This window comes from Pseudomonas idahonensis (assembly GCF_037903935.1).
GTDB classification, from domain to species: Bacteria; Pseudomonadota; Gammaproteobacteria; order Pseudomonadales; family Pseudomonadaceae; genus Aquipseudomonas; species Aquipseudomonas danubii.
Window position 1 is genome coordinate 5,236,709 of sequence record NZ_CP149586.1, and the last position, 26,954, is coordinate 5,263,662.

27 protein-coding genes and 1 tRNA gene are annotated in these 26,954 nt (G+C 60.2%); 2 read left to right on the forward strand and 26 right to left on the reverse strand.

All coding sequences use genetic code 11. From position 1 onward, the window contains the following. From WIN67_RS23555 to WIN67_RS23670, 24 genes are all read right to left on the reverse strand, one after another. Entirely contained in the window at positions 1 to 1,011 is a 1,011-nt protein-coding gene (locus tag WIN67_RS23555) for a zinc-dependent alcohol dehydrogenase (protein WP_273906812.1), read from the reverse strand. Then, entirely contained in the window at positions 1,011 to 2,354 is a 1,344-nt protein-coding gene (locus WIN67_RS23560) for a 3-phosphoshikimate 1-carboxyvinyltransferase (RefSeq protein WP_339070104.1), read from the reverse strand. Before WIN67_RS23560 ends, WIN67_RS23555 begins: the two co-directional genes overlap by 1 nt. After that, positions 2,351 to 3,559 carry a Coenzyme F420 hydrogenase/dehydrogenase, beta subunit C-terminal domain gene (locus WIN67_RS23565; protein ID WP_249735702.1) on the reverse strand — a complete coding sequence of 403 codons (1,209 nt, stop codon included), beginning with the start codon at positions 3,557 to 3,559 and terminating at the stop codon, positions 2,351 to 2,353. Before WIN67_RS23565 ends, WIN67_RS23560 begins: the two co-directional genes overlap by 4 nt. 113 nt (positions 3,560 to 3,672) lie before the next feature. Then, the gene (locus tag WIN67_RS23570; protein ID WP_339070105.1) at positions 3,673 to 4,140 is read right to left on the reverse strand and encodes a GNAT family N-acetyltransferase; all 468 of its coding nucleotides are present in this window, start codon (positions 4,138 to 4,140) and stop codon (positions 3,673 to 3,675) included. Beyond that, positions 4,141 to 5,076 carry a DMT family transporter gene (locus WIN67_RS23575; RefSeq protein WP_102880684.1) on the reverse strand — a complete coding sequence of 312 codons (936 nt, stop codon included), beginning with the start codon at positions 5,074 to 5,076 and terminating at the stop codon, positions 4,141 to 4,143. A 10-nt stretch (positions 5,077 to 5,086) separates the two neighbouring features. Next, the gene (locus WIN67_RS23580) at positions 5,087 to 7,957 is read right to left on the reverse strand and encodes an AMP-binding protein (RefSeq protein WP_339070106.1); all 2,871 of its coding nucleotides are present in this window, start codon (positions 7,955 to 7,957) and stop codon (positions 5,087 to 5,089) included. Positions 7,958 to 7,978: 21 nt separating this feature from the next. Further along, positions 7,979 to 9,217: an aspartate aminotransferase family protein gene (locus WIN67_RS23585; protein WP_339070107.1), complete on the reverse strand. Its 1,239-nt coding sequence runs from the start codon at positions 9,215 to 9,217 to the stop codon at positions 7,979 to 7,981. 450 nt (positions 9,218 to 9,667) lie between these two features. Next, a tRNA-Lys gene (locus tag WIN67_RS23590) sits at positions 9,668 to 9,743 on the reverse strand. Between the two features lie 63 nt (positions 9,744 to 9,806). Beyond that, positions 9,807 to 10,508: a 7-cyano-7-deazaguanine synthase QueC gene (gene queC, locus WIN67_RS23595; protein ID WP_102880687.1), complete on the reverse strand. Its 702-nt coding sequence runs from the start codon at positions 10,506 to 10,508 to the stop codon at positions 9,807 to 9,809. A 1-nt stretch (position 10,509) separates the two neighbouring features. After that, a complete protein-coding gene (queE, locus tag WIN67_RS23600) occupies positions 10,510 to 11,157 on the reverse strand; it encodes a 7-carboxy-7-deazaguanine synthase QueE (protein ID WP_102860562.1) in 648 nt (215 codons plus the stop codon). A 167-nt stretch (positions 11,158 to 11,324) separates the two neighbouring features. Continuing rightward, complete coding sequence (gene ybgF / locus WIN67_RS23605) at positions 11,325 to 12,137, reverse strand: tol-pal system protein YbgF (protein ID WP_296408846.1); 813 nt, start codon at positions 12,135 to 12,137, stop codon at positions 11,325 to 11,327. 6 nt (positions 12,138 to 12,143) lie between these two features. Then, positions 12,144 to 12,641: a peptidoglycan-associated lipoprotein Pal gene (pal, locus tag WIN67_RS23610; protein WP_003227510.1), complete on the reverse strand. Its 498-nt coding sequence runs from the start codon at positions 12,639 to 12,641 to the stop codon at positions 12,144 to 12,146. A gap of 53 nt (positions 12,642 to 12,694) precedes the next feature. Then, entirely contained in the window at positions 12,695 to 13,975 is a 1,281-nt protein-coding gene (gene tolB / locus WIN67_RS23615) for a Tol-Pal system beta propeller repeat protein TolB (RefSeq protein ID WP_170001676.1), read from the reverse strand. Positions 13,976 to 13,992: 17 nt separating this feature from the next. Next, positions 13,993 to 15,054: a cell envelope integrity protein TolA gene (gene tolA, locus WIN67_RS23620; RefSeq protein ID WP_102860559.1), complete on the reverse strand. Its 1,062-nt coding sequence runs from the start codon at positions 15,052 to 15,054 to the stop codon at positions 13,993 to 13,995. Beyond that, the gene (gene tolR / locus WIN67_RS23625) at positions 15,054 to 15,506 is read right to left on the reverse strand and encodes a protein TolR (RefSeq protein WP_011063015.1); all 453 of its coding nucleotides are present in this window, start codon (positions 15,504 to 15,506) and stop codon (positions 15,054 to 15,056) included. The genes tolA and tolR overlap by 1 nt, the downstream gene beginning before the upstream one ends. Before the next feature lie 13 nt (positions 15,507 to 15,519). Beyond that, entirely contained in the window at positions 15,520 to 16,215 is a 696-nt protein-coding gene (gene tolQ / locus WIN67_RS23630; protein ID WP_011063016.1) for a protein TolQ, read from the reverse strand. Next, entirely contained in the window at positions 16,205 to 16,672 is a 468-nt protein-coding gene (gene ybgC / locus WIN67_RS23635; protein ID WP_102860558.1) for a tol-pal system-associated acyl-CoA thioesterase, read from the reverse strand. Before ybgC ends, tolQ begins: the two co-directional genes overlap by 11 nt. A gap of 138 nt (positions 16,673 to 16,810) precedes the next feature. Further along, the gene (gene ruvB / locus WIN67_RS23640; protein ID WP_011063018.1) at positions 16,811 to 17,869 is read right to left on the reverse strand and encodes a Holliday junction branch migration DNA helicase RuvB; all 1,059 of its coding nucleotides are present in this window, start codon (positions 17,867 to 17,869) and stop codon (positions 16,811 to 16,813) included. Further along, positions 17,870 to 18,478, reverse strand: coding sequence for a Holliday junction branch migration protein RuvA (ruvA, locus tag WIN67_RS23645; protein WP_102880689.1), 609 nt, complete (start codon positions 18,476 to 18,478; stop codon positions 17,870 to 17,872). A 114-nt stretch (positions 18,479 to 18,592) separates the two neighbouring features. Further along, positions 18,593 to 19,117, reverse strand: a complete 525-nt coding sequence (gene ruvC, locus WIN67_RS23650) for a crossover junction endodeoxyribonuclease RuvC (protein ID WP_016963215.1) — start codon at positions 19,115 to 19,117, stop codon at positions 18,593 to 18,595. 129 nt (positions 19,118 to 19,246) lie between these two features. Next, positions 19,247 to 19,993: a YebC/PmpR family DNA-binding transcriptional regulator gene (locus tag WIN67_RS23655; RefSeq protein ID WP_102860556.1), complete on the reverse strand. Its 747-nt coding sequence runs from the start codon at positions 19,991 to 19,993 to the stop codon at positions 19,247 to 19,249. A gap of 112 nt (positions 19,994 to 20,105) precedes the next feature. After that, positions 20,106 to 21,881, reverse strand: a complete 1,776-nt coding sequence (aspS, locus tag WIN67_RS23660) for an aspartate--tRNA ligase (RefSeq protein ID WP_011063022.1) — start codon at positions 21,879 to 21,881, stop codon at positions 20,106 to 20,108. 95 nt (positions 21,882 to 21,976) lie between these two features. Continuing rightward, complete coding sequence (locus tag WIN67_RS23665; RefSeq protein ID WP_010457489.1) at positions 21,977 to 22,198, reverse strand: FmdB family zinc ribbon protein; 222 nt, start codon at positions 22,196 to 22,198, stop codon at positions 21,977 to 21,979. Positions 22,199 to 22,386: 188 nt separating this feature from the next. Then, a complete protein-coding gene (locus tag WIN67_RS23670) occupies positions 22,387 to 22,860 on the reverse strand; it encodes a Dps family protein (RefSeq protein ID WP_011063023.1) in 474 nt (157 codons plus the stop codon). A gap of 465 nt (positions 22,861 to 23,325) precedes the next feature. On the opposite strand from WIN67_RS23670, the gene WIN67_RS23675 reads away from it, so the two are divergent. Then, the gene (locus tag WIN67_RS23675) at positions 23,326 to 23,931 is read left to right on the forward strand and encodes a cold-shock protein (RefSeq protein ID WP_102860555.1); all 606 of its coding nucleotides are present in this window, start codon (positions 23,326 to 23,328) and stop codon (positions 23,929 to 23,931) included. Positions 23,932 to 23,997: 66 nt separating this feature from the next. Here the strand turns inward: WIN67_RS23675 and WIN67_RS23680 are convergent, their stop codons facing one another. Next, entirely contained in the window at positions 23,998 to 24,204 is a 207-nt protein-coding gene (locus WIN67_RS23680; protein WP_102860554.1) for a SlyX family protein, read from the reverse strand. 3 nt (positions 24,205 to 24,207) lie between these two features. Beyond that, complete coding sequence (locus WIN67_RS23685; RefSeq protein ID WP_213665860.1) at positions 24,208 to 24,633, reverse strand: HIT family protein; 426 nt, start codon at positions 24,631 to 24,633, stop codon at positions 24,208 to 24,210. A gap of 930 nt (positions 24,634 to 25,563) precedes the next feature. Here WIN67_RS23685 and WIN67_RS23690 point away from each other — a divergent pair. After that, positions 25,564 to 26,880 carry an OprD family porin gene (locus WIN67_RS23690; RefSeq protein ID WP_273923006.1) on the forward strand — a complete coding sequence of 439 codons (1,317 nt, stop codon included), beginning with the start codon at positions 25,564 to 25,566 and terminating at the stop codon, positions 26,878 to 26,880. Positions 26,881 to 26,954 lie beyond the last annotated feature (74 nt).

The following is a 26,954-nucleotide window of genomic DNA, read 5'->3' on the forward strand; positions in this document are numbered from 1 at the left end:
TTAATCGTCCCTGTGCTTGATCAGGTTGATTCCAGGGGCGAAGAACGCCTCTGAGTTGTAGGTCTGCAACGCCTGCTCCAGGTCCATCTCGACTCGCCGCAAGTGCTCCAGCCAGGCCTTGCCGGTCACCAGATAGTCGAGGCAACGCGCGATGTTGCGCTCAACCGTGGCCTCTCCTAACGGACACTGCACGTTCTTGAGGCCATGATGGTAAGCGTCGTCGCGATAACCGTTGCCGCAGCGGGAAACGTTGACGATGTCGATGTTGCCCATTTGCGGCGAGAGCTCCAGGGTCAGGCTGACTCGCCCGACATTCACCAGCCGCGAACGGGTCTGCCCGTTACCCTCCGGATTGAGCAGGGCCAGCAAGCGCGGAAACAAGGCGCTGATATCGCCATCGATGCACAGGAAGATCCGGGTGAAGCGCCCGGCCATCGCCCCAGGCTCGGCCAGCAGGTCGAGCACCTGCACTGGCAGGCCCGGATCGATGGCGGCCGGGTTCAGGTCGGCCACCCAGATCTGCGCGTCATGACAGGCCGCCACCAGGCCGAGCATCTTGCCCACCAGGCCCATGCCCACCACCAGGATCTGTTCCCCCGCCTGCAATTGCGCACGGTCCACCGCGTGCACGGCCGTGGCGCCCAGGGTGGCGAGAATCGCCTGGTCCTGAGTCAGTGACGGCGGCACCTTGCACACCAGGCGCTGCGGCACCTGGATCCAGTTGGAATGGGTGGCGATCTTCCAGCCCATGGCCACCACCCGGTCCCCCGGTTGCAAGCCTGCAACCTTGGCCCCCACTGCGTGAACCACCCCGACCGCGCAATAGCCCAGTGGCAACTGCTCGCCCGTCTCGCGAACCTGCTGCAGGTAGTGGCGCTCGGTCCCCGGGCTGACCATGGAATAGTCCACCGCCACCCGCACTTCGGTGGCCGCCAGTGCGGCGAGCGGCGCCTCAAGGGCGATCACGCCATTGGCGCCACAGGCGGTGAGTGTGTAGCAATCAGCGCGCATCAGGCCTCCCGTCCGGTCAGGCGATCCAGGCATTGGGCGAACCCTGGAAAGGAAGTCTGGTAGCAATGCCCTTCGAGGATGGTGGCCTTGAGCCCGTGGGCCAGCAGCAATACGTGAGCGGTCATCGACAGGCGATGGTCACCGAAGGTCGGGATCGCCCCTTGCACCCGCGGTGTCTGCCCGCCCGACACGTGCACGTCGTAGCCCTCGACCCGATAGTCCAGGCCCAGGGCATTGAGCATGCTGCGGGTGGCGGCGATCCGGTCCGACTCCTTGAAGGTCAGTTCGTAAAGGTCACTGAAGGTCGCACTTCCCGGCAGCACGCAGCTGATGGCCAGGGCCAGCGGCACCTCGTCGATCATCGCGTGGAACTGATGCTTGTCGCGCAAGTCGTGGGCCCTGGGTCGGCCACCGCCGCGCAGCAGCAGACGCCCCACCGGCTCGCCATGGCGAATGCTGTCCACTTCCAGCGTCAGGTTGAAGCCGCAGGCCAGCAGCCAGTTGAAGAAGCCCAGGCGCGTCGGGTTCAGGCACAGGTTGTCGAAGCTCAGGCACTGCTGCTCCTGGTGGCGGTTGCACAGCAGGAACAACGCCGCGGGATAGGCAATGGCCGATGGGTCGCGGGGCACGCTGATCTCGGTGGAGATCGCACAGTCACGGGGCTGATAGTGGATCTGCAACTGCTCGTCCTGCAGCCAGTCGCCAAAACTGTTGATGATGCGCTGGGTGTGATCCCGGGCCACCACCGGGTAACGGATCGACATTGGCTTGCGTGCCGCGACCCCGGCAAACAGCAAGGTACTGATGGCCTGGGCGCTGCCAATCCGGATCTGCGCCGCACCGCCCTGGAACGACGCCTGATGAATGCGGATTGGCAGCGCTCCCGGTCGGCCCAGGTACTCCAGGTGGGCGCCCATCTGGTTCAAGGGCTCGACGATCCAGTCGAAGGGACGATTGCGCAGGGTCTCGTCGCCGTCGACGATGCACGGCACATTGAGCCCCACCAGCATCCCGATCAACAGCCGCGCCGCAGCGCTGGAGGGCCCCAGGTCGACCCGCCGATCATGGGTTGCCTGGGCGAACTCACCGCTGATCTCCAGGGTCTGTGGTGCTTGCCCCGGCGTGACCTCAAGGCCCAGTTGCTGCAGGGCATCGAGCAACAGGGTCACCGCCTTGCCCCGATTCAAGTCCCGCAGGCGCACCGGGTGCCGAGCCAGCGCAGCGAACAGGATCATCCGGTGGCTGATGGACTTGTCCGACGGCAAGTAGTCGTCGATGTTGGCCCAGACCTGCTGTTCACGGTCCAGGGTGAAATCGATGGGCCGGTCAGGATAATCGATCATGGGGTACTCCTGTACTTGGCGGGGTTGATCAGTTCGGCGTCGTCCACCAGTGCTTCGTCGTCGAAGGAGTCGCCCACGCCGGGGCCGGCGGGCAGCACCAGCGGCTGGGTTTCATAGAAGCGCCGGCGGTTCTTCTTGCGTTCAAGGCCGAGGTTGAAGCCACTCAGGTCGACGCCCCAGCTTTCCAGCCGGCCGTGGGCGATCGCACTGTCCACCAGGGCCTGGCCCCTTTCGGTACGGATCAGCGCACGGCCGTGTTTCTGCTCCTGGGAGCCGTTGAGGCTGGCTTCAAAAATGTTCGGGTCGCCGTCACAGACGCTGACGTCGGCCAGCCCGCTCATCCAGTCACCGCAACTGAGGCAGCGAAAGGTCTTGTTGTCCTTGAGCTTGCCGAGGATTTCCCAGAAATCGATGCCGAAGGTCTGGCTGTCCAGCAGGGTGACTTGCAGGCGCCCGGGGTAATCACCTTCGCGGTACTTGATGCCGCGGACCTGTTGCGGGTCCTGCCCCAGCACTTCGCTGATGATGCTGCGGGTGCCGGCCGGCAAGGTGTTGGAGGAACAGGCGGTCTCGATCACGCAAACGATCTGACTGCGAGCCCAGTGGCCGATGGCCGTGTCCCGACGCTGCAACTTGCGGATCGCCTGCACGTGGCAAGCCAGCCCCACCAGGGCGATGCGTGCCTTGGGCTGCTGTTCGTAAACTTCACGCAGGGCATTCAGGTAAGGCGCCAACTGGTAGGTGGACTGGGCATTGTTGATGATCGCCTGTGCGGCGCTGCCCAGCTGCGGGGCACTGCGCCAGCCCTGCTCGGGGTGACGGCCCATGGTCAGGGTCAGGTCCACGGCGAAGTGGTCCCGAGCAGTCAGCAACAAGGTGGTGGCGGTGCCGCCGCTGGCCGAGCGCCGGACAATCTGCGGATCGGTGGAGCGCGCGCCGATGGCCTGGCGGCTGATTCCCAGCCAGCGCTCATCGGCGCGGCGGGTACGACCGAACAACTCCAGCTCGGCGCGATCGGTATCCGGCTGCAACCCCGGACACACCGCCAGGCACTCGGTACAACTCCCGCAACTGTCGCCGATGCCCTCCAGCAAAGGCACCACCCGATCCGGGTCGAAGCTGATCAGTTGCTCTGGACACACCAGGGCACAGGCGCCGCAACCGGCACACAGATTCTGATCGAGCACCGTTAGTTTCAATAACATCCCTGTCATCTTGGACAAGCCTCGTGTGCCGTTTTCCGGGTGCAGCCGGCCGCGCCCCTGCGAATCAGGGGCGGGCAGAACCTGCAGTGCTGAAGTGGCCGCTGACGGTCAGCTCAAAGCGGGCGTTCCATCTTGATGATTTCGATGGAGACCGGGCTGTTGCCTCGGCTGAAAGTACCTTCGCCGATCTTCTGGAAGCCGTGATGGGCATAGAAGCCTTCGGCCGTCAGAGTCGCCTCCAGGTAGGCGGAACGGGCACCGCTGGCCCGCAGTCGAGCGAGTGCCACCTCCAGCAAGCGGCTGCCGATACCGCGCCTGGCACCGTCGCCACGCATGAACAACTTGCTGATCTCGTTGCCGTCGAGCTCGAGGAAACCTTCGATCTGCTCGCCCTCGGCCAGCCACAACAAGCCCTTTTCCACGGCTTCGCGGTAGGTTTCCGGCGAGCGCCCATCGAGCCACATGCGGATCTGCTGATCGCTGTATTCAGAGGTGCACAGGCGCTCTACCGAGTTGCGGTGGGCCTCGAAAATACCGATCAGATCGTCCGTGGTTGCCTGGCGTATCCGTACATTGCTCATTCAGCTGAACTCCACTTTCTTGGGGGCGGGGTGGTAGCGAAACTTGAAGTTGATCAGGCTGCCCAGCATCACCAGGGCGCTGCCGAGCATCAGGTGCAGGCTCAGGGGCGTCTCCCCCAACCACGCCGACAGGTAGCTGGCACCAATCGGGTACAGCACGCCGACGTAGCCGGCGTTTTCGGCGCCCATGCGTTTGATCAGGTCGATGAACAGCACGAACACCAATGCCGAACACACCACCCCCAGGTACAGCAGGATGCCGAGGTCGGCCAGGGTTGCGGGCAGCTGCAGCCCCTGGCCGCTGAGCAGCAGGCTGATGGCGTACAGGGCGCAGGCCCAGCCGGACGCGACCTTGTTGATGTGCAGGGTGCCGAGCTGGAAGGTCTTCTGGATATGTTCGGAAAGCACCGAGGCGATGGCCACCGCCAGAAAGGACGTCAGCCCCAGAGCCACCCCAGCCAGCGACAGCGGCCGTCCCGGATCGCCAAGCATGAACACCCCCAGCCCGGCAATGCACACCACTGCGCCGAGCAGGTTGTGCAAGGCCACCGGCACATGCAGGAACACCCGCTTGAGACCGATGATGAAGAAAATAACGAAGGCGCTGAGGCAGGCCATCTGCGCAGCGCCCAGGTAGGCAGTGGCCAGGTAGGCCAGGCCAATGCCGGCATAGAAGTACACCGCCCCCACCGTGGCCATCAGCAGGTAGGCCTTGCGTGCCACCGGTTGCCGGGGGCCAGCGAACAGCCGTTGCCACAACCACAGCACGCCATAGGCGATCAGGAAGCGCAGCATCAGCGACGAGCCGACGTCGCTGCGCTCCACCTGCAGGGAGATGGCGATCCAGTTGGTGGACCAGATCAGCAGGCAACCGAGAAACATCAGCACGGCAACCAGTGAACGAGGTTTCTTGTTGTTATCGGGCATGGCGTTCATGGAGGTTTCTCTAGTTCAAGGCAGTGACGATTCCGCTCAGCAACGACTCCAGGCGCTCGGCGCCGAAGACCTGTGGGTCGTAATCGATTTTCAGCAATAGCTCGCCCGCAGCCAGGTAGCCGGTGAACTCCAGGTGATGGCTGGGGCTGCCCTGCATCAACTGCAGGCTCAAGGGATGCACGCCGACCCGGGCCCCGGGTTGGTTCTCCACGGCGCCGAGGAAGTTGTAGCTGTAGCCACAATCGAACAGGCCCTTGAGCCGCTCGGCCTCGGGCGTGGCGAAATAGCGGTTGCCGAAACTGTGGGCGATCCCCTGGCTGGCCTGCTGGCTGGCCTTGATTGCGCCGGCAATCGCCTGCAGGTCCAGGCTGGTGATCTGCAACACCAGGGGGTAGATCACCGTCAGCCAACCGAACACGCTGTTGAGCTCGGCGCCACTCTTGTCCAGGGCCCGGCCGTGATCCAGCACATGGACTTTCTGGAACGGGTTGTCGTCGCCCTGGCTCATGGCACGGAGAATCGCCGCCAGCAACAGCTGGCTGGTCTCGGCAACGCCCTGGGCCCACTGCGGCAGGTCGCCGACCGGCCCCAGCGACAGCTCGACACGCCGAAAAGCCTCGCGCCGGGGAAACTCGGGCGGCTGCTCCGTCAACGCCCCGCAGCGGCTCCACGGCAGCGCCTCCCAGAACGCCTCATGGGTAGCAGCGGCATGCTCACGCTGGTAGGTCTGCTGCCACTCCTCGAAAGCCGTTGGCCGAGCCCAGCGCTGCATGCACTCCAGGCCCCGTACCAAGCATTCGTCCAGCTCGGAAACCAATAGCATCCAGGAGTACCGATCGACGTGGAACTGATGCCCGGCAATGATCAGGTGGTGGCCATCGGCGTCCTGTTGCTGACTGAAACACAAGTGCTGCCCCTGACTCAGGGAGATGGTCGCGCAGGTCTGGGCCACGGCTTGTTGCAGGTCCGTCGTGGCGGGCAGCAAGCCGAGGTCCTGCACGCCGTGCTCGATGAAGTGATGGCTGAATATCGCCCGCAACGCCTGGCTGACCCGCCCTGGCTCCTCGCCTTCGGCGATATCCAGCACCAGGGCCTGGTTCCAGTGGTCCAGGTCGCTGATCCCGCGACTGAGCAGAAAACGCCGATTGGGCAAGCCAATGGCCTGTGCTCGGGAAACTCCGGGACGGGCCTTGGCCTTCGCCGGTTGAAGCTGCAACTGCCCCAGTGCCTGATCCGACAGCAGCTCTTCCAGGTCCAGCACCAGACCTTTTCTCTTCAGCGTGGCGACCACCTGCAAGGCCCGCAGCGAATCACCGCCATTGTCGATAAAACTCCTGGCCGGGTCCGCACTCTGCCCGCCGAGCACCTGGCCGATGGCCTGCCACAAAGGCTCCGATGCGGCCTCTGTTGACGTTGGTGCCATGGCACTGGCGGCCAGTTGCGCGAGCGCTTGCCGGTCGATCTTGTTATTGCGGTTCAGGGCGAAACGCTCCACCAGCATGAACCGCGCCGGCACCCTGTGCGCGGGTAGCGCGGCCCTGGCGGCCTGACGCAGCAGGTCTTCGTCGAGGCTGGAGTCGCGGGCAATGACAAAGGCCACCAGGGCCACGTTATCCCCCGCCTGATGGGCGATCACGCAGGCTTCCTGCACCTGGGCCAGGGCCTTGAGCTCCGACTCCACCTGAACCAGGCTGACCTTCTGCCCGTTGACCTTGACGATGGAGTCCTTGCGCCCCAGCAGGCGAATGGCGCCATCAGGCAGGCGGCACGCCAGATCGCCGGTGGCGTAGCACGGGCGCTGCGGGTCCATGGGGCTGGGCTGGGTCAGTTCGACGATCAGCCCGCTGGCCGGGTCCAGGCGCCGGGCAACCAGGGAGGAATAGAGCAGCAATTCACCCACGCCCTCGCCATAGGGCTGCCCCAGTTCCTGGGCAATCTCCAGGGTTACACCCTCCACCGGACGATCCAGGGCCCAGGTCGGGTCCTGCAGGGTCTGCCCCTGATCGATCCTGGCGTAGAGCGCGGTGGTGCACTCGGTCGGCCCGTAGGCGTTGAACAATTGCGAACCTGGCGCAAAGGCCTGGTTGAAACGCTGGATGTCCGAGGGGTGGATGATCTCGCCACCGATCACCAACCGCTTGGGCCGGGCGTAAGTGGCGCTGGCGTCGCTGTAGAAGGCTCGCAGGTAGGGCACGGTCATGTGCAGCACGTCGATGTCGTGCTCGGCGATCATTGCCTCGACGGCGGCGAAGTCATGTTCCCGGGGATTGAGGCTGCACAGGGTGGCGCCGGTCTTCAGGCTGGCAAATATGTCCATCAGGCCGGCGTCCCAGCCAGCGGAAGCCAGTTGCAGGACACGCTGCCCGGGGCCGATACCGACATAGCCGATGTAGTTATCGATGTGCCGACCCAGGGCCTCGATACGCTGCACTATGGCCTTGGGCTCGCCGGTGGAGCCGCTGGTGAAGATCACGTACTCCTGGCAGCGCAGCGGGTATGCACGGCCAGGGGCTACGGGCCGGGACTGCAACTGCAGCAAGTCGAGCACCGGCAAGTAGGCGCTCAGTTGCGCGCCGGGCCGGGTTGTGCCATTGAGGATCAGGTTCACGCCTAGGCCCTCGAGCACTGGCGCCAACTCATCCAGGTTGCTCGCCGGGTCAATGAACACCACGCGCCGGGCGCTGGACAGGGCCGCGAGCAGCGCCGCATACAGGGCCCGGCCATGGCTGGCATACAACGCCACCACCGGCTGCTGCAACCCTTCCAATTCGGCACTGAAGGCCTCGCGCAACTGGTCTAGCTCGGCAAAACCAAGGCTGCCCTGGACATCAATGATTCCTGCAACATCGGTACCCGCCATGCGAGCAAAAGCCTGCAACATGATATCCCTGCCTTGTTGTTATTAGAGGGAGCGGCAAACGCCCTGCAGCGTCTGCATGAATGCCTGGATTTCCTGCCGGGAGATGCTCAGTGGCGGGGTCAGCTTGACCGTCGCCGGATTGCGTCCGCCGGTGCGCACGATCACGCCGTGCTCCAGCAGGCGGTTGCGCAGGGCCAGTACATCACCGCCTTGACCCTGGCCCTCGAAATCGAAGGCGAGCATCAGGCCGCGACCGCGCACATTGACCACCCGTGCATCCTGCCCCCCCTGTTCCTCAAGGGCCTGGCGCAGATAGGCGCCGTTGCTCGCCGCCCACTCCCAGGGTTGCTCCTGGTGATAGATGTCCAGCACCTTGGAGGCCACGGCGCAGGCCAGGGGCATCAAGGTGAAGGTGGAGGAGTGCTCGGCATACCCCAGGCAGTCCACCAACTCCGGGCGGCCCACCACTGCAGAAATCGGCAGGCCGTTGCCCAGGGCCTTGCCCAGGACCAGCAAGTCCGGCAGTAGCTGCGGGTTGCTGAAAAATGGGGTCCCGGTGCGACCGAAACCGGTGTAGATCTCATCGAAGATGGTGATCACGCCGAAGGTCTTGCCCAGTTCGACAATCGCTTCGAGCGCCGTCAGGGGCACCGGGTACATGCCTTCCGCCGCCTGGATCGGCTCGATGATCAGCGCCGCCGGCAAGCGATTGGCCTGCTGCGCCTGGCGCAGATCCTCGGCCAGTTGCTCGCGCCACAGGGCGGCTCGGGCCGGGTCCTGGTCGGCGTCATAATCGAGGGCCAGGGCGGTCAGTTGCAGGCTGTCGCTACCGGCCAGGTGCTTGCGAAAACCGCGGTTGGAGGTCACCGACAAGGCGCCCTGGGTCTTGCCATGGAAGGAGTTGTGGAAATACATCACGCCCTGGCGTCCGGTCGCGGCGCGGGCGATTTTCAGCGCTACCTCGATCGCCTCGGCACCGGTGACCGCGGCAAACACCGAAGCTTGCGCGTAGGGCACCAGGCCCTCCAGCTTGGCCACCACTTCATGGCGCTGCGGGTTGTCGATGTTCCAGCCGGTATGAATCAGCAGTTCGGATTGACGCTTGAGGACCTCGACCAGGTCATCGCGCTGATAACCCAGGTTGGCGGCGCCGCTGCCACCGGACATGTCGAGAAAGGATTTGCCCTGCTCATCGTAAAGAAAGCATCCCTTGCCACGAACAACGGAAGGGCTGGAGGGGGCGCTGCGCTTAACGGATATTGCAACCGCTTCTGTGAACATCCTGTCACCTTGAGTAAGCCGGGCTTGTGACTCACGCACATACTCAGGGACAGATTCGTGCAGGCAGGGCAAAGCCCTGCTGGTTGCGAAGTTACCGACCCTGGTACGTGTTCTCCTTGCCAGGGACGCAACCCCTGTCGGCAATGGCGGCAAGATTTACGCGGGAGGCATTTGCACTGTCAACGAGACCCACACTTATTTCGAATTTAAAGCGATAACCACTGAAAAAAAGTGGGAATTCAGATAAAGCCCCTGAATTTATCAAGGTTTTTAGGGAGGAGTCGGGCTACCGGCAAAAGGCCAGTCGTTACAGAAACACGGGGCTTTGAGTCGTGGGGGGAGCTGGTGAATTGAACCATCGCAGCGCGGCAGGGACGTTTTTGCAAGGCAAAAAAAAACCCGGAAATCCTCACTTTCGTGGGCCTTCCGGATTTTCTAAACCGCCAAATATGGTGGGTCGTGTGGGATTCGAACCTACGACCAATTGGTTAAAAGCCAACTGCTCTACCAACTGAGCTAACGACCCGCTGTGTGGTGGCGCGTATAATACTGATTTCTAACGGGAATTCAACACCCTATGTGAAAAAAATCAAAAATAAGGTGTTGGATCGCTGATACCGGCTGCATTGAAGCCCTCCGCACGCAGACGGCAGCTGTCACATTTACCGCACGCATGCCCACTGTCGTCCGCCTGGTAGCAGGAAACCGTCAGCCCGTAATCCACTCCCAGGCGCACCCCGGCCTTGATGATCTCGGCCTTGCTGAGGTTCTGCAGAGGCGCCTGGATACGGAAGCCCTGCCCTTCGACACCGGCCTTGGTCGCCAGATTGGCCATGCGCTCGAACGCTTCGACGAACTCGGGACGGCAATCCGGGTAGCCGGAGTAATCCACGGCGTTGACGCCAATGAAGATATCCCGCGCCTCCAGGACTTCCGCCCAGCCCAGGGCCAGGGACAGGAATACGGTGTTACGTGCCGGCACATAAGTCACCGGAATACCTTCACCGGGAGTTTCCGGCACATCGATGGAACTGTCGGTCAGTGCCGAGCCGCCAATACCGTTGAGGTTCAGGCCAATCACCTTGTGCTCCACCACGCCCAGATCCCGCGCCACGCGCTCGGCAGCGTGCAACTCGGCACGATGGCGCTGGCCGTAATCGAAACTCATGGTGTAGCAGCGGTAGCCTTCGGCGCGGGCCATAGCGACCACGGTCGCCGAGTCCAGGCCACCGGAGAGCAGGATCACTGCACGTTTTTCGGTCAAGGTTTGGTTCTGTGCTTGCTCAGTCATGTCAGCGCCCCGGCTCATCATTCCAAAGGTATTTGTGCAGCTGCAATTGCAGGCGTACCGGCAGGTTGTCAGCGACGATCCAGTCCGCCAGGTCCCGTGCATTCAGGTCGTGGTGGCTCGGCGAAAACAGCACTTCGCCGGCACGTCGCTCAAGGCCGTACTGGATCAGCTTGGACACGGCCCAGTCATAGTCCTCGCGGGAACAGATGACAAACTTGACCTGATCGTTGGCGGTCAGCAGCTCGATGTTCTCGTAGCGATTGCGATGAGCTTCCTTGGAGCCCGGCGTCTTCAGATCAAGGATCCGACTGACGCGCTGATCCACGGCCGAAATATCCAGGGCGCCGCTGGTTTCCAGCGACACTTCATAACCGGCATCGCACAGCTGCTTGAGCAAGGGAATGGCATTAGGTTGGGCCAGCGGCTCGCCGCCGGTGACGCAGACGTAACGCGGACGGAAATCGGCAACCTGCTCCAGCAGGCTGTCGAGAGTACGCAGGGTGCCGCCGCTGAAGGCGTAGGCACTGTCGCAGTATTGGCAACGCAACGGACAACCGGTCAGGCGCACAAAAACCGTGGGCAGCCCGGCAGTCCGAGTTTCCCCCTGCAACGAGTAGAAAACTTCGGTGATTCTCAATGTGTCTTGCATAGTCGCCACGGGCGTAACAGCTAAACAGGCTGTCCGCCTCCGTCAGGCACTTCAAGGAACCCCGCCATCGCGCAGATCCCAGGAAGCGTGTTTCAGAAAAAAGGGCATGGATTCTAACGAAAAAACCCGCGGCAAGCGCGGGTTTCTTGTAACGGCCGCCAACGCATTTACATGCGTTGCAGATCCCGTTGTGCCAACTGAGCGGCGGAAGTGCCCGGATACTGGGCTACCACCTGCTGCAGAATGCCTTTGACCCGGTCGGTATGACCCAAGCGGCGCTCTACATCAGCCAGCTTGTACAGCGAGTCCGGCACCTTGGCGTGCTTGGGATACAGCTGGGAAACCTTGGCGAACGCCTGACCTGCGCCTTGCAGATCGCCCTTGGCCAGGTTCACTTCACCCAGCCAGTACTGGGCGTTGCCGGCGTACTGACTGTTGGGGTACTTGCGCAGGAATGCCGAGAAAGCCTGGCTGGCTTTGTCGAAATCCTTGGCTTTGATCAGGTCGAAGGCAGCATCGTAATAGAGCTTTTCCTTGGCCGGATCACCGGGTTCGCTGCTGGCAGCTGGTGCCTGGGCAGCAGCGCCGGCGGCATTGCTATCGCCACCGGTAGAAGAATTCTCAGGAGTCGCGGCAGGTGCAACACCGCTTCCTATGCGCCGATCAAGATCCTGGTATCGCTCCAGGCTTTCTTGCTTCATGCGCGCTACATCATTTTGCAGAACTTCGATCACGCCTTGTTGGCGTGCAATCTGCTCCTGCATTTGCTGCAGTTGCTGGAACAGCTCGCCCTGTGCCGAGACAGGGGTCGAAACCCCTCCCCCGGCATAGGCGCCGTTCGTGCCATAACCCGCTGGCGGATAACTGCTCCCGCTATTGTTATAGCCGGAGTTGTTATCGACCACAGGAACCGCAGACCACGCCGCAAGCGGCGTGAGACTGAGAGCCAAAATAGTTACAGCACGACGGCACGTTCGCATGACGAATTACTTACGCAGTTCGACGCGACGGTTTTGAGCCCAGGACTGCTCGTCGTGGCCAGTAGCAACTGGACGCTCTTTACCGTAGGAAACCAGCTCCAGCTGTGCAGGGGAAACGCCCTGCAGAACCAGGTAGCGCTGAACGGCTTTCGCACGACGCTCGCCCAGAGCCATGTTGTACTCACGAGTACCACGTTCGTCGGTGTTGCCTTCCAGAACAACGCGAGCGCCGTTTGCTTTCAGGTCTTTGGCGTGAACGTCCAGAGCGCGCATGGCTTCTGGCTTCAGGTCCGAGCTGTCGTATTCGAAGTAGAAGGTGGTGATTGCGCGCAGAGCAGCTTCTTCGCTCAGGGAGCCATCAACAGCACCAGTGTTAGCGCCGTAACCAGCGTTTGGATCAACAGCGCCTTCGCCGGCGTTGTCGCCACCTTTGGAGGAGCAACCTACAGCCACAGCCATGGCCAGAGCCAGCGCAGCAAACTTACCAAACTTCAACATTTCCATCGTGAAACTCCTAATGAACCCCAGTGTGTTAAGTGAAACATTGTAGCGCCGCGTCAGTTCAGGTAAGGGGACCAGGACGGTTCTCTGACTTCGCCTTGAGCGGTAGGAAGCGGGAGCCTCACACGTCCATTAATGGACACGAGCATCAAGACTCCCCGGCCCTGCTGGCGGGTGGCGTAGATTACCATGGTGCCGTTGGGCGCAACAGTAGCTGACTCATCAAGGTTGGTGTCTGTAAGGATTTTTACGCTACCGCGCTGCAAATCCTGAGCCGCCACCCGGAAGTTGGTGAAACCATCCTGGCGGTGAATCATTACCAGGGTCTTTTCGTCAGCAGAAAGTTTCGGGTTGGCGTTGTAGTTACCAATAAAGGTCACACGCTCGGCGCCACCACCGTTGATATTGCTTTTATAGACCTGCGGCTTGCCGCCACGGTCGGATGTGAAATAGATGGTGGAACCATCCTTGCCCCAGAACGGCTCGGTATTGATGCCCGGGCCACTGGTGACACGGCTGATTTGCCGGGATGCCATGTTCATCACATAGATATCCGGGTTGCCATCCTTGGACAGCACGAATGCCAGGCGGCTGCCATCAGGCGACCAGGCAGGTGCACCGTTCAAGCCTTCGAAGTTGGTGATCTGCTCACGGCGCCCGGTGTCGATGTGCTGGACGAAGATGCGCGGACGCTTCTGCTCGAACGACACGTACGCAATGCGCTTGCCATCCGGTGCAAAACGCGGCGACAGAATCGGCTCGCGGGACTGCAACAGAGTCACGGCCCGCGCACCGTCGTAGTCCGAACGCTGCAGGGTGTAACGGGTGTTGTTCACCGAAAAGCGCTCAGCCGTCACATACAGCAGGCGCGTCGAGAACGCGCCCTTGATGCCGGTGAGCTTTTCAAAGGACTGGTCGGAAATGTAGTGCGACATGTCACGCAACTGATCGACGCTGCCCGACACGCTACCGGTCAGCACTTGCTGCTCGGTGGCGACGTTGAACAGTGCGTATTGCACCTGCAGGCGACCACCCGCTGGAACAATGCTGCCGACCATCACGTACTGCGCGCCCAGGGCTTTCCAGTCACGGAAGATGACTTCGCTGGCCTGGGTCGGCAGGCTGATCATGTTCTGCTTGGGGATAGGTGCGTAGTAACCCGAGTTGCGCAGGTCGTCACCGATGATCTGCGCCATGTCGTCCGGCAGCACGCTACCGCCCTGCCAGCCAAACGGCACTACCGCGATCGGAGTGGCCCGATCACTGCCGCTGGTGACCAGAATGTTTTTTTCATCCGCTGCCGCTATCCCTGCCATACAGCAAATAACGACAAGCATTCCTCGAAGAAGGTTTCTCACAAGGCTAGATCCTCAGGTGTGAATGTCATCTTGAATGAACGATAGGGAGCGAAGTCCTTCGGACTCAAACCCTGCATTTCTGTCAAACGCCCAATGTTCTTGACTGCCGCCACCGCCGAGGCGTCGAACGGACCATCACCACTGGACTTGATCACGCTAACCGTAGTCACCGTGCCATCAGGCAACATGCCGATCCGCAGTTCCACCGTCATGCCCTTGCGCGCCGAAGGAGGACGAGCCCAGCCTTCCGCTGCACGGATACGAATCAGGTCATCGAAACTGCCCGCGACACTGTCCCCCACCTCATCCGACTTCGTGGCTTCACGCTCCGGCGTATCGGATAGCAAGTCTGCCAGGGCCTGAGCCTTTTTCTCTTCGGCAGATTTGCGCGCTGCTTCCTGGGCCTTTTTCTTCGCGGCGTCAGCAGCAGCTTTTTTCTTCGCATCCTCAGCGATCTTTTTCTTCGCCTCGTCAGCTTCAGCTTTCTTCTTCGCGTCTTCCGCGGCTTTCTTCTTCGCGTCTTCGACGATTTTCTTCTTCGCTTCTTCAGCGGCCTTTTTCTTGGCCTCTTCTTCAGCGGCTTTCTTGGCTTCTTCTTCGGCTTTCTTCTTGGCTACATCAGCCAATTGCTTCTCTTCAGCCTTCTTGGCTTCCGCAGCTTTCTTGGCTTCATCAGCCTTCTTCGCCTCGTCAGCTTTCTTGGCTTCATCGGCCTTTTTCGCTTCCGCGGCCTTTTGAGCAGCCTCTTCTTTCTTTTGTTCCGCAGCCTTGATCTCTTCCTGCTCGACCTTCTTCTGCTCCAACTGCTCGGCTTCGGTCTGACGCGCGGCGGATTTCTTCGCCTCACCCGCAATTTTTTGATTGGTCTGGGTGGTCGCCGGGCTCTTGGATTTCAGCTGATACAGGGTCGCCTGGACGATCGGCTTGGCCGGAGGCAATTCCGGGGTCATGGCGAAGCTGACAAACAGCATGCCAAACACCAGCACGTGCAGGGCGATTGCCCAAACACTAGGCCAGAAGTAGCTTTCCGAGGCGGACGGCTCTCGCTGTTGGTGCATCAGGGCGCCTCGGTAATCAAGCCAACGTTACCGACTCCGGCTTTCTGCAGGCCGCCCATGGCACCCATCACGGCGCCGTAGTCGACGGATTTATCACCGCGAATGAACACCTGGGTGTGTTTGCCGCCTTCGTTGCCGGCACGGATGATCTTGGTCACCGCGTCGGTCATCTGCGGCAAGGTCATCGCCTTGTCCTGTTGCTTTTCGGTGTCGACTTCACTGCCAAGGTTCCAGTAGTAGGTCTTGTCAGCCTTGATCGAAATGGTCAGTACCTGGGTGTTGTTGTCCTGGGGCAAGGCTTCACTGGAAACCTTGGGCAGATCAACTTTCACGCCCTGATTGAGCATCGGCGCGGTCACCATGAAGATAACCAGCAGTACCAACATCACGTCGATGTAGGGCACCACGTTCATCTCGGCAACCGGCTTGCGTTTGTGGCGAACTCGGGCCATTGGGTTTACCTGCTCACTCTTCGCTGGTGTGCACTTTACGGTGCAGGATCGCCTGGAACTCGTCGGCGAAGGTGTAGTAGCGGCTGATCAGCGTCTCGCCACGAGCGGCGAAACGGTTGTAGGCGATCACCGCCGGGATGGCCGCGAACAGGCCGATGGCCGTAGCGATCAGGGCTTCGGCGATACCCGGGGCCACAGTGGCCAGGGTCGCTTGCTGTGCCTGAGCCAGGCCGCGGAAGGAGTTCATGATCCCCCAGACAGTACCGAACAGACCGATGTACGGGCTGACGGAACCGACGGTGGCGAGGAACGGCAGGCTCTGTTCGAGCTTTTCTTCTTCGCGGGAAATCGCTACACGCATGGCGCGGGCCACACCTTCCATGACCGCTTCAGGATCGACGCCCGGTTGCTGGCGCAGACGGGAGAACTCCTTGAAACCGGCACGGAAGATCTGCTCTACGCCCGAATCCGGGTCAGGGTTGCTGCCCGCCTGACGGTACAGCTTGGACAGGTCGATACCGGACCAGAAGCGCTCTTCGAAGCTCTCCAGGGCACGTCGACCGGCGCGCAGCAGGTTGCTGCGCTGAAAGATCATGATCCATGAAGTCACCGATGCGGCAACCAGGGTCAGCATTACCAACTGCACTACAACGCTGGCATTGCTGACCAGGCTCCACATGGAGGAATGGTCGACGACGTTAGCTTCCACGCTTTATCTCCTGCTCTGAGTGTGTACCCGCGCTGCTCTCGTCGGCAAAGGCCGTACGCAGAGCGTCTGGAATGGCGCGGGGTTTGAAAGTGTCGGCGCGCACACAGGCCACCAAAAACTGCCCTTCACAGAGCAGCGCATTATCCGTGGATCGCCTGACCTGCTGAGTGAAGCGCAGGCTGACCCGGTTCAATTCGGTGACTTGGGCACTGACCAGAAGCTCGTCGTCCAGTCGCGCCGGCGCGTGATAACGCGCTTCGCTGGAATGCACGACGAATAACAGGTTCTCCCCTGCCAGCTGCGATTGGGCAAAGCCCAAGTGTCGTAGCCGCTCGGTTCGAGCCCGCTCCATAAACTTAAGGTAATTAACGTAATACACGATGCCGCCAGCATCGGTGTCCTCGTAATAAACGCGACAACGATGTGCGAACGGCTCAAGCCCGTTTTGCGCGCGCATACTCTAGTGCTTACTCCTCAGGTTGCCAATCCGGCCAGGCAACTGTTTTTTCATTCTTGAACGACTTTTCGTGAAGTTTTAACGACGCCAGTCCCTAGGACAGCACAAACCCCGAATAAATCGACAAGGCGCGGGTTACTAATCGTCCACGGCATCGAGGAATTCGTCTACCACGGGCATGTCCCCCATTCGTGACGGAATGTTTAGACCGAAGTGCAGGTACGCATGCCGGGTCACCACACGACCACGAGGGGTACGCATGATGTAGCCCTGCTGGATCAGGTACGGTTCCAGCACATCCTCGATGGTATGACGCTCTTCGCTGATGGCCGCAGCCAGGCTGTCGACCCCTACCGGGCCACCGTCGAACTTCTCGATCATGGTCAGCAGTAGACGCCGGTCCTGGTGGTCGAAGCCACGCTCATCAACGTCCAGCAGGTTCAGTGCCAGATCAGCGATCGGCTTGGTGATATGGCCCTTGGCTCGCACTTCGGCAAAATCCCGCACCCGGCGCAATAGCCGATTGGCGATCCGCGGAGTACCCCGGGCACGCCGAGCCACCTCGAAGGCGCCCTCCGGGTCCAACGGCAAGCCGAGAATGCCGGCGGAACGACTGACAATGGTCGCCAGATCCGCCGTGCTGTAGAACTCCAGGCGCTGGACGATACCGAAACGATCGCGCAACGGGTTGGTCAGCATCCCCGCACGCGTGGTCGCCCCCACCAGAGTGAACGGCGGCAGGTCCAGTTTGATCGAGCGCGCCGCAGGGCCTTCGCCGATCATGATGTCGAGCTGGAAGTCCTCCATGGCCGGGTACAGCACTTCCTCGACGATCGGCGACAGCCGATGAATCTCGTCGATAAACAGTACGTCATGGGGTTCAAGATTGGTCAGCAGCGCCGCCAGATCACCGGGGCGCTCCAGCACCGGGCCGGAAGTGCTCTTGATCGATACCCCCATTTCCTCGGCGATGATGTTGGCCAGGGTGGTCTTGCCCAGTCCCGGAGGGCCGAAGATCAAGGTGTGATCCAAAGACTCGTTGCGCCCGCGGGCCGCCTGGATGAACAGCTCCATCTGCTCGCGCACGCTAGGCTGGCCAATATAGTCGGCCAGACTGACTGGACGAATCGCCCGGTCCTGGATTTCCTCGCGCTCACGGGGGCCCGTGGCGGCGATCAGACGGTCAGCTTCAATCACTTAAATCATTCCCTTCAGGGCTCGGCGGATCATGTCTTCACTGCTCAAGCCTTTGTCTTTGATCGCGGAAACCGCCTTGCTGGCTTCCTGCGGCTTGTAGCCCAGGGAGATCAGCGCACTGACCGCATCCGACTCGGCGCTGGCCACCGGCATCGGCGCATCCGGCTGGTTCGGCACCAGGGCAAACATGCTCGGTACGGTTTCCCAGGCTTTGAAGCGGTCCTTGAGCTCCACCAGCAAGCGCTCGGCGGTTTTCTTGCCGACCCCGGGCACCTTGGTCAAGGCCGAGGTGTCCTGGGCCTGCACGCAACGCACCAGCTCATCCACCTCAAGGCTGGACATCAAGGCCAGGGCCAGTTTCGGGCCCACACCGTTGAGACGGATCAACTCCCGGAAAAAGTCTCGCTCGCGCTTGCTGGCGAAGCCGTAGAGTAACTGCGCATCCTCGCGGACGACCAAATGGGTGTGCAAGGTCAGGGGTTCGCCGACCGACGGCAGGCGATACAAGGTGGTCATCGGCACTTCGACTTCATACCCCAGCCCATTTACATCAAGAATCAGGTGCGGCGGCTGTTTCTCAGCCAGAGTGCCGCGCAAGCGTCCAATCACGTTTCAGATCCTTAGGCGATGGCCAGCCCGCAGCTGGCGACTCACAGAGCAAGCGTGCGGGCCGGGGACTCGGCCGCGCAACGCTCCACTCCTAAAATGACTGCGCTGATGCTATCAGAGACGCAAGCGACCGCCACGACTGCGTGCCGTTCCCAGCCCATGAGGCAGCAGACTGGAACGAGTGTGGGCGTGACAGATGGCGATGGCCAGGGCGTCCGAGGCATCGATCTGCGGCTTGGTGGTCAATTTGAGCAGGTGCATGACCATCATTTGCACCTGTTCCTTATTGGCGCCACCGGTACCGGCCACGGCCTGCTTGACCTGGGTGGCGGTGTACTCGGCAATCTCCAGTCCTTCTTCGGCGCCGGCGACAATCGCCGCGCCACGTGCCTGACCGAGCTTCAGCGCCGAGTCGGCATTGCGCGCCATGAACACCTTCTCGATCCCCATGGTCACCGGACCGTAGGTCTGGATGACCTCACGAACACCGCGATAGACGATCTGCAGCCGTTCTGGCAATTCGCCGGCTCCGGTACGGATGCAACCGGAGGCCACGTATACACAGCCGCGCCCCGTGTCTCGAACCACGCCATAGCCGGTAATGCGCGAACCGGGGTCGATGCCAAGAATAAGAGTCATAACGCCTGCTGCTTGAGTAAAGAGGCTTGCCGGCCACGACCGGAACAGCGAAAAGGCAGAAGCCGGAGGCACCCCGCCGCGTAACACTCACGGCTTCGCACATCCGGCCTCAAGGTTAGTGCAGTTGAATCAGCCGAGCTGCTCGGCGACCGACTCAGGAATATCGGCGTTGGAATAGACGTTCTGCACGTCATCCAGGTCTTCCAGCATATCGATCAGCTTGAGAACCTTTTCCGCGCCTTCCAGATCCAGTTCGGCACTGGTGGTGGGCAGCATGACGATTTCTGCGTCCGCAGCAGTGAAACCTGCCGCTTCCAGGGCATTGCGCACGCCATAGAAACCGGCGAACGAGGTGAACACGTCGATGGAACCGTCTTCATTGGTGACCACGTCGTCGGCATCGGCTTCCATCGCCGCTTCCATCAGCGCGTCTTCATCGACACCTTCGGCGAAGGTGATCTGCCCCTTGCGCTCGAACAGATAGGCCACCGAACCGTCGGTGCCCAGATTGCCGCCGCACTTGCTGAAGGCATGACGAACAGCAGCCGCTGTACGGTTGCGGTTGTCGGTCATGCATTCGACCATCACCGCCACGCCGTTGGGGCCGTAACCTTCATAAGTCAGCTCGACCACGTCGTCGCTGCCGGCAGCGCCGGTGCCACGGGCGATGGCACGATCGATGATGTCGCGACTCATGTTGGCGCCCAGGGCCTTGTCCAGGGCCAGGCGCAGGCGTGGATTGGAGTTCGGGTCGCCACCGCCCTGGCGGGCGGCAACAGTCAGCTCACGAATCCACTTGGTGAAGATCTTGCCTCTCTTGGCATCCTGACGCTCTTTGCGGTGCTTGATGTTCGCCCACTTGGAATGACCTGCCATAACTTGCTCCAAATTCTCTTTGAAACATTGCCCGCGCCACTTGGCGGGTACGGACAACAAAAACTCGACCCATAGAAAAAGCGCACCCGAAGGTGCGCCTTATCGGGCCGGCTTATTCAGCCTTAGGCTGTTCACGCAGACGGATGTGCAGCTCGCGCAGAGCCTTGGCATCCACCAGACCCGGTGCCTGAGTCATGACACAGGCCGCGCTCTGGGTTTTCGGGAAGGCGATCACTTCACGGATCGACTGGGCGCCGGTCATCAGCATGACCAGACGGTCCAGACCGAAGGCCAGGCCACCGTGCGGCGGCGCGCCGTATTTGAGGGCGTCCAGCAGGAAGCCGAACTTCTCTTCCTGTTCGGCTTCGCTGATACCCAGCAGGCGGAACACCGCTTGCTGCATTTCCTTGCGGTGGATACGGATCGAACCGCCACCCAGCTCGGTGCCGTTCAGAACCATGTCGTAAGCGCGCGACAGAGCGGTAGCCGGGTTGGCTTCCAGCTCCTCAGGCGAGCATTTCGGTGCGGTGAACGGGTGGTGCAAGGCGGTGAAGCTACCGTCGTCGTTCTCTTCGAACATCGGGAAGTCGACTACCCACATCGGAGCCCATTCGCAGGTCAGCAGGTTCAGGTCGTGACCGAGCTTGATGCGCAGGGCGCCCAGGGCTTCGCTGACGATCTTGGCCTTGTCGGCACCAAAGAACACGATATCGCCGTCGACCGCACCCACGCGATCCAGGATCACGTTCAGGTTGGCTTCCGGAATGTTTTTCACGATCGGCGATTGCAGGCCTTCAACACCCTTGGCGCGCTCGTTGACCTTGATGTACGCCAGGCCCTTGGCACCGTAGATGCCAACAAACTTGGTGTAATCATCGATCTGCTTGCGCGGCATGCTCGCCCCGCCAGGAACGCGCAGGGCGGCGATACGGCATTTCGGATCGTTGGCCGGGCCGCTGAAGACCTTGAATTCCACTTCCTTGAGCTGATCGGCAACGTCCACCAGTTCCAGCGGGTTGCGCAGGTCTGGCTTGTCGGAACCGTAGCGGCGCATGGCTTCTTCAAAGGTCATGTGCGGGAATTCGCCGAACTCCAGACCCAGCACTTCCTTGAACAGGTTGCGGATCATGCCTTCGGTCAGGCCCATGATGTCTTTTTCGTCGAGGAAACTGGTCTCGATGTCGATCTGAGTGAACTCAGGCTGACGGTCGGCACGCAGGTCTTCGTCGCGGAAGCACTTGGCGATCTGGTAGTAGCGGTCGAAGCCGGCCACCATCAGCAATTGCTTGAACAGCTGTGGCGATTGCGGCAGGGCGAAGAAGCTACCGGCGTGGGTACGGCTCGGCACCAGATAGTCGCGAGCACCTTCAGGGGTGGCGCGAGTGAGGATCGGGGTTTCGACGTCGAGGAAACCGTTCTCGTCCAGGTAGCGACGGATGCTGGTGGTCATGCGCGAACGCAGACGCAGCTTCTCGGCCATTTCCGGACGGCGCAGGTCGATAAAGCGATAGCGCAGACGGGTTTCTTCACCCACGTCGGAGTATTCGTTGAGCGGGAACGGCGGGGTTTCCGCTTCGTTCAGCACTTCCAGCTCGTAGCCCAGGACTTCGATCATGCCCGAAGCCATGTTGGCGTTGCCGGCACCGGCCGGGCGCAGACGCACCTTGCCGGTGATCTTGACTACGTATTCACTGCGCACGCGGTCGGCGGCGGCGAAGGTTTCAGCGCGGTCCGGGTCGAACACCACCTGGGCCAGACCTTCACGATCACGGATATCGAGGAAAATCACCCCGCCGTGGTCACGGCGACGGTGGACCCATCCGCAAAGGGTTACTTCCTGACCTTCCAGGCTTTCGTTCAGTTGGCCGCAATAATGGCTGCGCATCATGGTAGTGGTTTCACTTCTCGTAATTCGAAATTCGATGGAGGCCTTGCGCACCATGAGGTGCCGGATAGTGCAAGAACTCGCGCGTGTCGTTCAACTTAGTCAGCTTTGTCGCCACCGGCCAGGTTCTTCTTGGAGCCGGTCTTGAAGTCGGTTTCATACCAGCCGGTACCGCTGAGGCGGAAACCAGGCATGGACAGCATCTTTTTCAGCTCAGGCGCCTGGCAGGCAGGGCAGTCGACCAGCGGCGCGGCGCTGATCTTTTGAATGGCTTCCAACTGATGACCACAGGAAGCGCATTGGTAGTCGTACATGGGCATGGGGGGCGTCTCGGCGATCCAGATTACTGCTTGAACTACAGCCAGAGCCCACGCCAAAGCTCGGGCTACTTAGCAAAGAGCGGGATTATATCCATTAAATCGGCCCTGTGCAGCCGTATGACCATATAGATAGCGGACGCTGTGAAAAGGCGCGAATGACGCCCAGGGCGCCATTCGCGATTACAGGCTTAACGATTTTCCAGCAAAGAACGCAGCATCCATGCGGTTTTTTCATGCACCTGCATACGTTGGGTCAACAGATCCGCCGTCGGTTCATCGCTGACCTTGTCCAGCAACGGAAAGATGCCGCGGGCGGTGCGGGTTACCGCTTCCTGACCGGCCACCAGCTGCTTGATCATTTCTTCAGCCGCCGGCACGCCCTCCTCCTCCTTGATCGAGGACAGTCGGGCATAAATGGAATAAGCGCCCGGAGCCGGGAAGCCCAAGGCACGGATACGTTCGGCAATCAGGTCGACGGCCAGGGCCAGTTCGTTGTATTGCTCTTCGAACATCAGGTGCAGAGTACGAAACTGTGGACCGGTGACGTTCCAATGGAAGTTATGGGTTTTCAGGTACAACACGTAGGTATCCGAAAGCAGACGGGAAAGGCCGTCGACGATGGATTTACGATCTTCTTCGCTGATACCGATATCAATTGCCATGTTTCTCTCCATTAACGGGATGGATTCACCCAATCAGCTGCCGGACCACTCTAGCAAGAGTAATGCTCCCTCGCCGACCAGGATCGTCGATCAGCCTGCGGTGGATTGTCTCGCGGCCCAGCCAAGGCGTTTAAGCCTTGAGTTCGAGCCGATTTTGACAGCAGGGAAAAACCGACGTTCCTTGGAAAACCCTCTGCCATCTGTCTAGAACAGGCCTTTGCCCAATACTGCGAACCCACCGCCTGAGCCACGGCATTTGCGCCCCCCCGCCAACGGGCCGCTGCTGATTTGAGAAGGCCTGGGCTTTGCTGTTAAATAGAGCCCGTGTCGCTGTTGCCTATTTCTTCGGCCAGCGCGCATAGGCTGACACCGCGTACGTAACCACCGCCTCACCTATTTGTTCAGAAGCGAACCGTGCGTGATCAGCTCTTCCTTGTGCTTCCTTCTTAACGTGAGTTAATCAAAATGTTGAAAATCGTCCACCTGCTGACAGGCATTGCAGCTTTGCTGCTGTCCTTGATTCCGAGCCTTAGATCCGACGCAATTCCCTACCTGCAACAACCCGATGCTATTTACCTGGCCCTTTTCGGCCTGCTCAACCTGATCCTCGCTCCAGTTATCCCTTACTGGAACAAAGGCTCGCGCCATCATCTGCAGAACCTGGTCAGTGCCCTGCTGGTGCTGGTTGTGGTCCTGCAAACCCTCACCCTGCTGGCACCCATGCCTGTCATTGGCGGCCAACCGGCAGTCCTGGCCAGTTTGTTGATCGCTGTGCTCGCCGTGGCCCTGCATCTGGCCATCAGCTTTTACAAGTCCTCACCGGCGGCCTCCACTGCGCCTACTTACGACATGAGCAATCGCGATACCGGTACCGTGAAGTGGTTCAACACCTCCAAGGGTTTCGGCTTTATCTCCCGGGACTCCGGCGACGATATCTTCGTGCACTTTCGCGCCATTCGCGGAGAAGGCCACCGTGTCCTGGTAGAAGGCCAGCGCGTAGAGTTTTCGGTGATGAACCGCGACAAGGGCCTGCAAGCCGAAGATGTCATCGCCGCATTGCCACGCCGCTGATCCGCGCCCACAAAAAAACCGCGCCAAGGCGCGGTTTTTTTATGCATCAAAGACACCTGCTCTCCCTCAATAATGTGGCGGCGGCGCCTCCTCCTCGAAAGATTCGAACTGCCCGACCATTTCTTCCTGACGCTTGAGCAAGGCACTCATCTGCAACTGCAGGCGTTCCACAACCTTCTGTTGCGATACCAGTACATCGTTCAAGGCTTGAATGGTGTCATCCTGGAACGCCAGACGGCTCTCCAGATCGGTTACACGCTCTTCCAGGCTCATAGTTCAGTCCTCCAGAAACTGGAAATCATCGGCCAACACCACCCGCAACCGATCACGGATCGCCTCAACCTGCTGCGCACTATAAGGCTTGGCCGGATGCTTGCCCCAAACCGGCGCGGGCCAGGCGGCATCATCACGCTTACGCACGATCACATGCATATGCAACTGGCTGACCACATTACCCAGGGTCGCCACATTCATCTTGTCGGCGTCGAAGGAGTCCTTGAGCACTTCAGCCAGAGCCGTGGTTTCCCGCCACAGTTGCTGCTGCTCGGTGACATCCAGCTGAAACAACTCACTGATATCTTCCCGACGTGGCACCAGGATGAACCAGGGATAGTTTGCATCATTGGACAGCAACAACCGGCAGAGGGGGAAATCCCCAATGGGCAATGTGTCTTGTTGCAGCCGTGAATCTAAAGTGAACACCGCGCTTACTCCCGCTCAACTCATTCCAGCCTGGTTTTCAGCATCAACGGCACTGGCCAGGCGACAGACGCGCAGCATACCTGCGAATGCATCGGGCTTCATGATCAATGAGCCTGAGCCCGGATAGCGCCCCCGCACCACTTGGCAAGGAGCCACCTCAATGCAAGAGCCACGCCCCACAGCAGGACACTTTCCGGCGCTTCGCACCATTTGCGTACAAGGCACAGGAAACACCCGAAAAGTGACTGGCCAAGCCATTGATGTTCCTCACCCTACTTGCCCATGACTGTATGAACCGTGCACAGCGTTGCAAAAGTTTTGCACCAGAATCGTACAGACGGTCTACGCTGGAATCCTCAAGCATCCGCCGTCTACTCACTTTGCAGTGTGCGGCGGTAACGTTTTGGCACGCTGTGCAACTTATTGCACAGCCCTGCACCAGGAAGAGCATGGCGTCAAGCCAAACAAAAAGACGCTTGGAAGAGCGATTTTATGCGGTTTTTACAGGTCAGCATGCCGCCCAGCAGAAAAAATACGGGGCAAAATCGGTTTGTGCACGCTTGTTGCATTCAACCCGACATTGTCTGCGGCGGACCACCCGAAGTGGCCCGTCACAGACTCATAATAATAGTGGCAGGGTTGCCCCGCGGTGCTTTGTAGAGTGTGTACATGGGGGGCTCAATTCCTCGTGATATTGCTTCGAAGAACACTGCATAAGTTGTTGGTCCGGATACAGACTGGCTGCAGAATTGCGACACCAATCGAGCAATTTGCGACAGGGTCGTAAAGAAGCTGAAAGGATAGATAGGCAAGTATCGCCAACATTGTCAGCGTGATATAAGTTTGCGCCGACACAAAAAGAAAGAGCCGCCCAGATAATAAAACAGGTGGGACGGCAGTACTCTTCTAAAACCAAAGGAGCAAATCACGATGCGCGTGATGAAGTGGAGCATGATCGCCCTGGCTGTATCAGCAGGCACCTCGCAGTTCGCAATCGCGTCCTCCCAGGACGACGCAAAGGGCTTTATCGAAGACAGCACCCTGACCGCGAAAACCCGTCTTGAGTACATGAACCGTGACTTCAAGAACGGTGCAGGTAACCGTGAGCGTAGCGATGGCACTTTCAAAAGCGGCTATCGCCAAGACACCGGCCTGAGTGAACTGCTGCAGTACAATTCCGGCTTCACTCAAGGCACCGTAGGTGTAGGCGTTGACGCTTTCGCCATGGGTGTGATCAAGCTGGATGGTGGTGCTGGTCGTTCCGGTAACGGCATGGCAGCCAACAATCGCCTGGGCGAGCCTGAAAAAGACTCGTCCGCTGTAGGTGGCGCAGTCAAGTTCCGCATCTCCGATACCGTACTCAAGTACGGTAATCAAATGGTTGCCAGCCCAGTATTCTCCACCGACGACAGCCGTCTCCTGCCAGAAGTCGCCACCGGTACCTTGATCACCAGTAACGAGATCAAAGGCCTGGAGCTGAATGCGGGTCACTTCACCGCCCTGCGTTCGCAGACCGGTCAGTACAACGACAGCATCAACGGTCGTAGCAGCAAAACCGGCCTGAAAAACCCAGGCCTGACTGCCGCTGACTTCGCTGGCGCTACCTACCAGTTCACCGATAACTTCGTCGGTGGCGTGGCAACGTCCAAGGTCGATGACTACTTCAAGAAGCAGTACATCAACCTGAACTACACCTTCCCGATCGCCGATAGCCAGTCGCTGAACCTCGACTTCAACGGCTATCGCACCACGGACGATGGCAAGAAACTGTACGGCAAGCTGGACAACAAACTGTGGAGCCTGGCAGCAGCCTACAGCATCGGCCCGAACAAATTCACCATCGCCCACCAACGCTCTACTGGTGATACCAACTACCAGTACGGTGTTGACGGCAACGGCACTATCTTTGTGGCCAACTCCATCCAGATCTCCGACTTCATCGGCGAAGACGAGCGCTCCTGGCAGGCTCGCTACGACCTGAACATGGCGACTCTGGGTGTTCCTGGCCTGAGCTTCATGGCCCGTTACGTGAAGGGTGACAACATCACCACTTCGTCGAACACCGAAGGCAAGGAAAACGAGTTCAACTTCGAAACCAAGTACGTGATGCAAGAAGGTCCAGCCAAAGACCTGTCGTTCCGCCTGCGTAGTGCTGTGTACCGTGCAAACGGTGCTTACAACACTGATTACACCGCAGATAACAACGACGTTCGTATCATCGTAGAGTACCCGCTGAGCATCTTGTAATAACGCTGCCCAGCAGATTGCGCTAACACGCAATATCTATAGAAGCCGCCGCCCCTAATCAGGGCGGCGGCTTT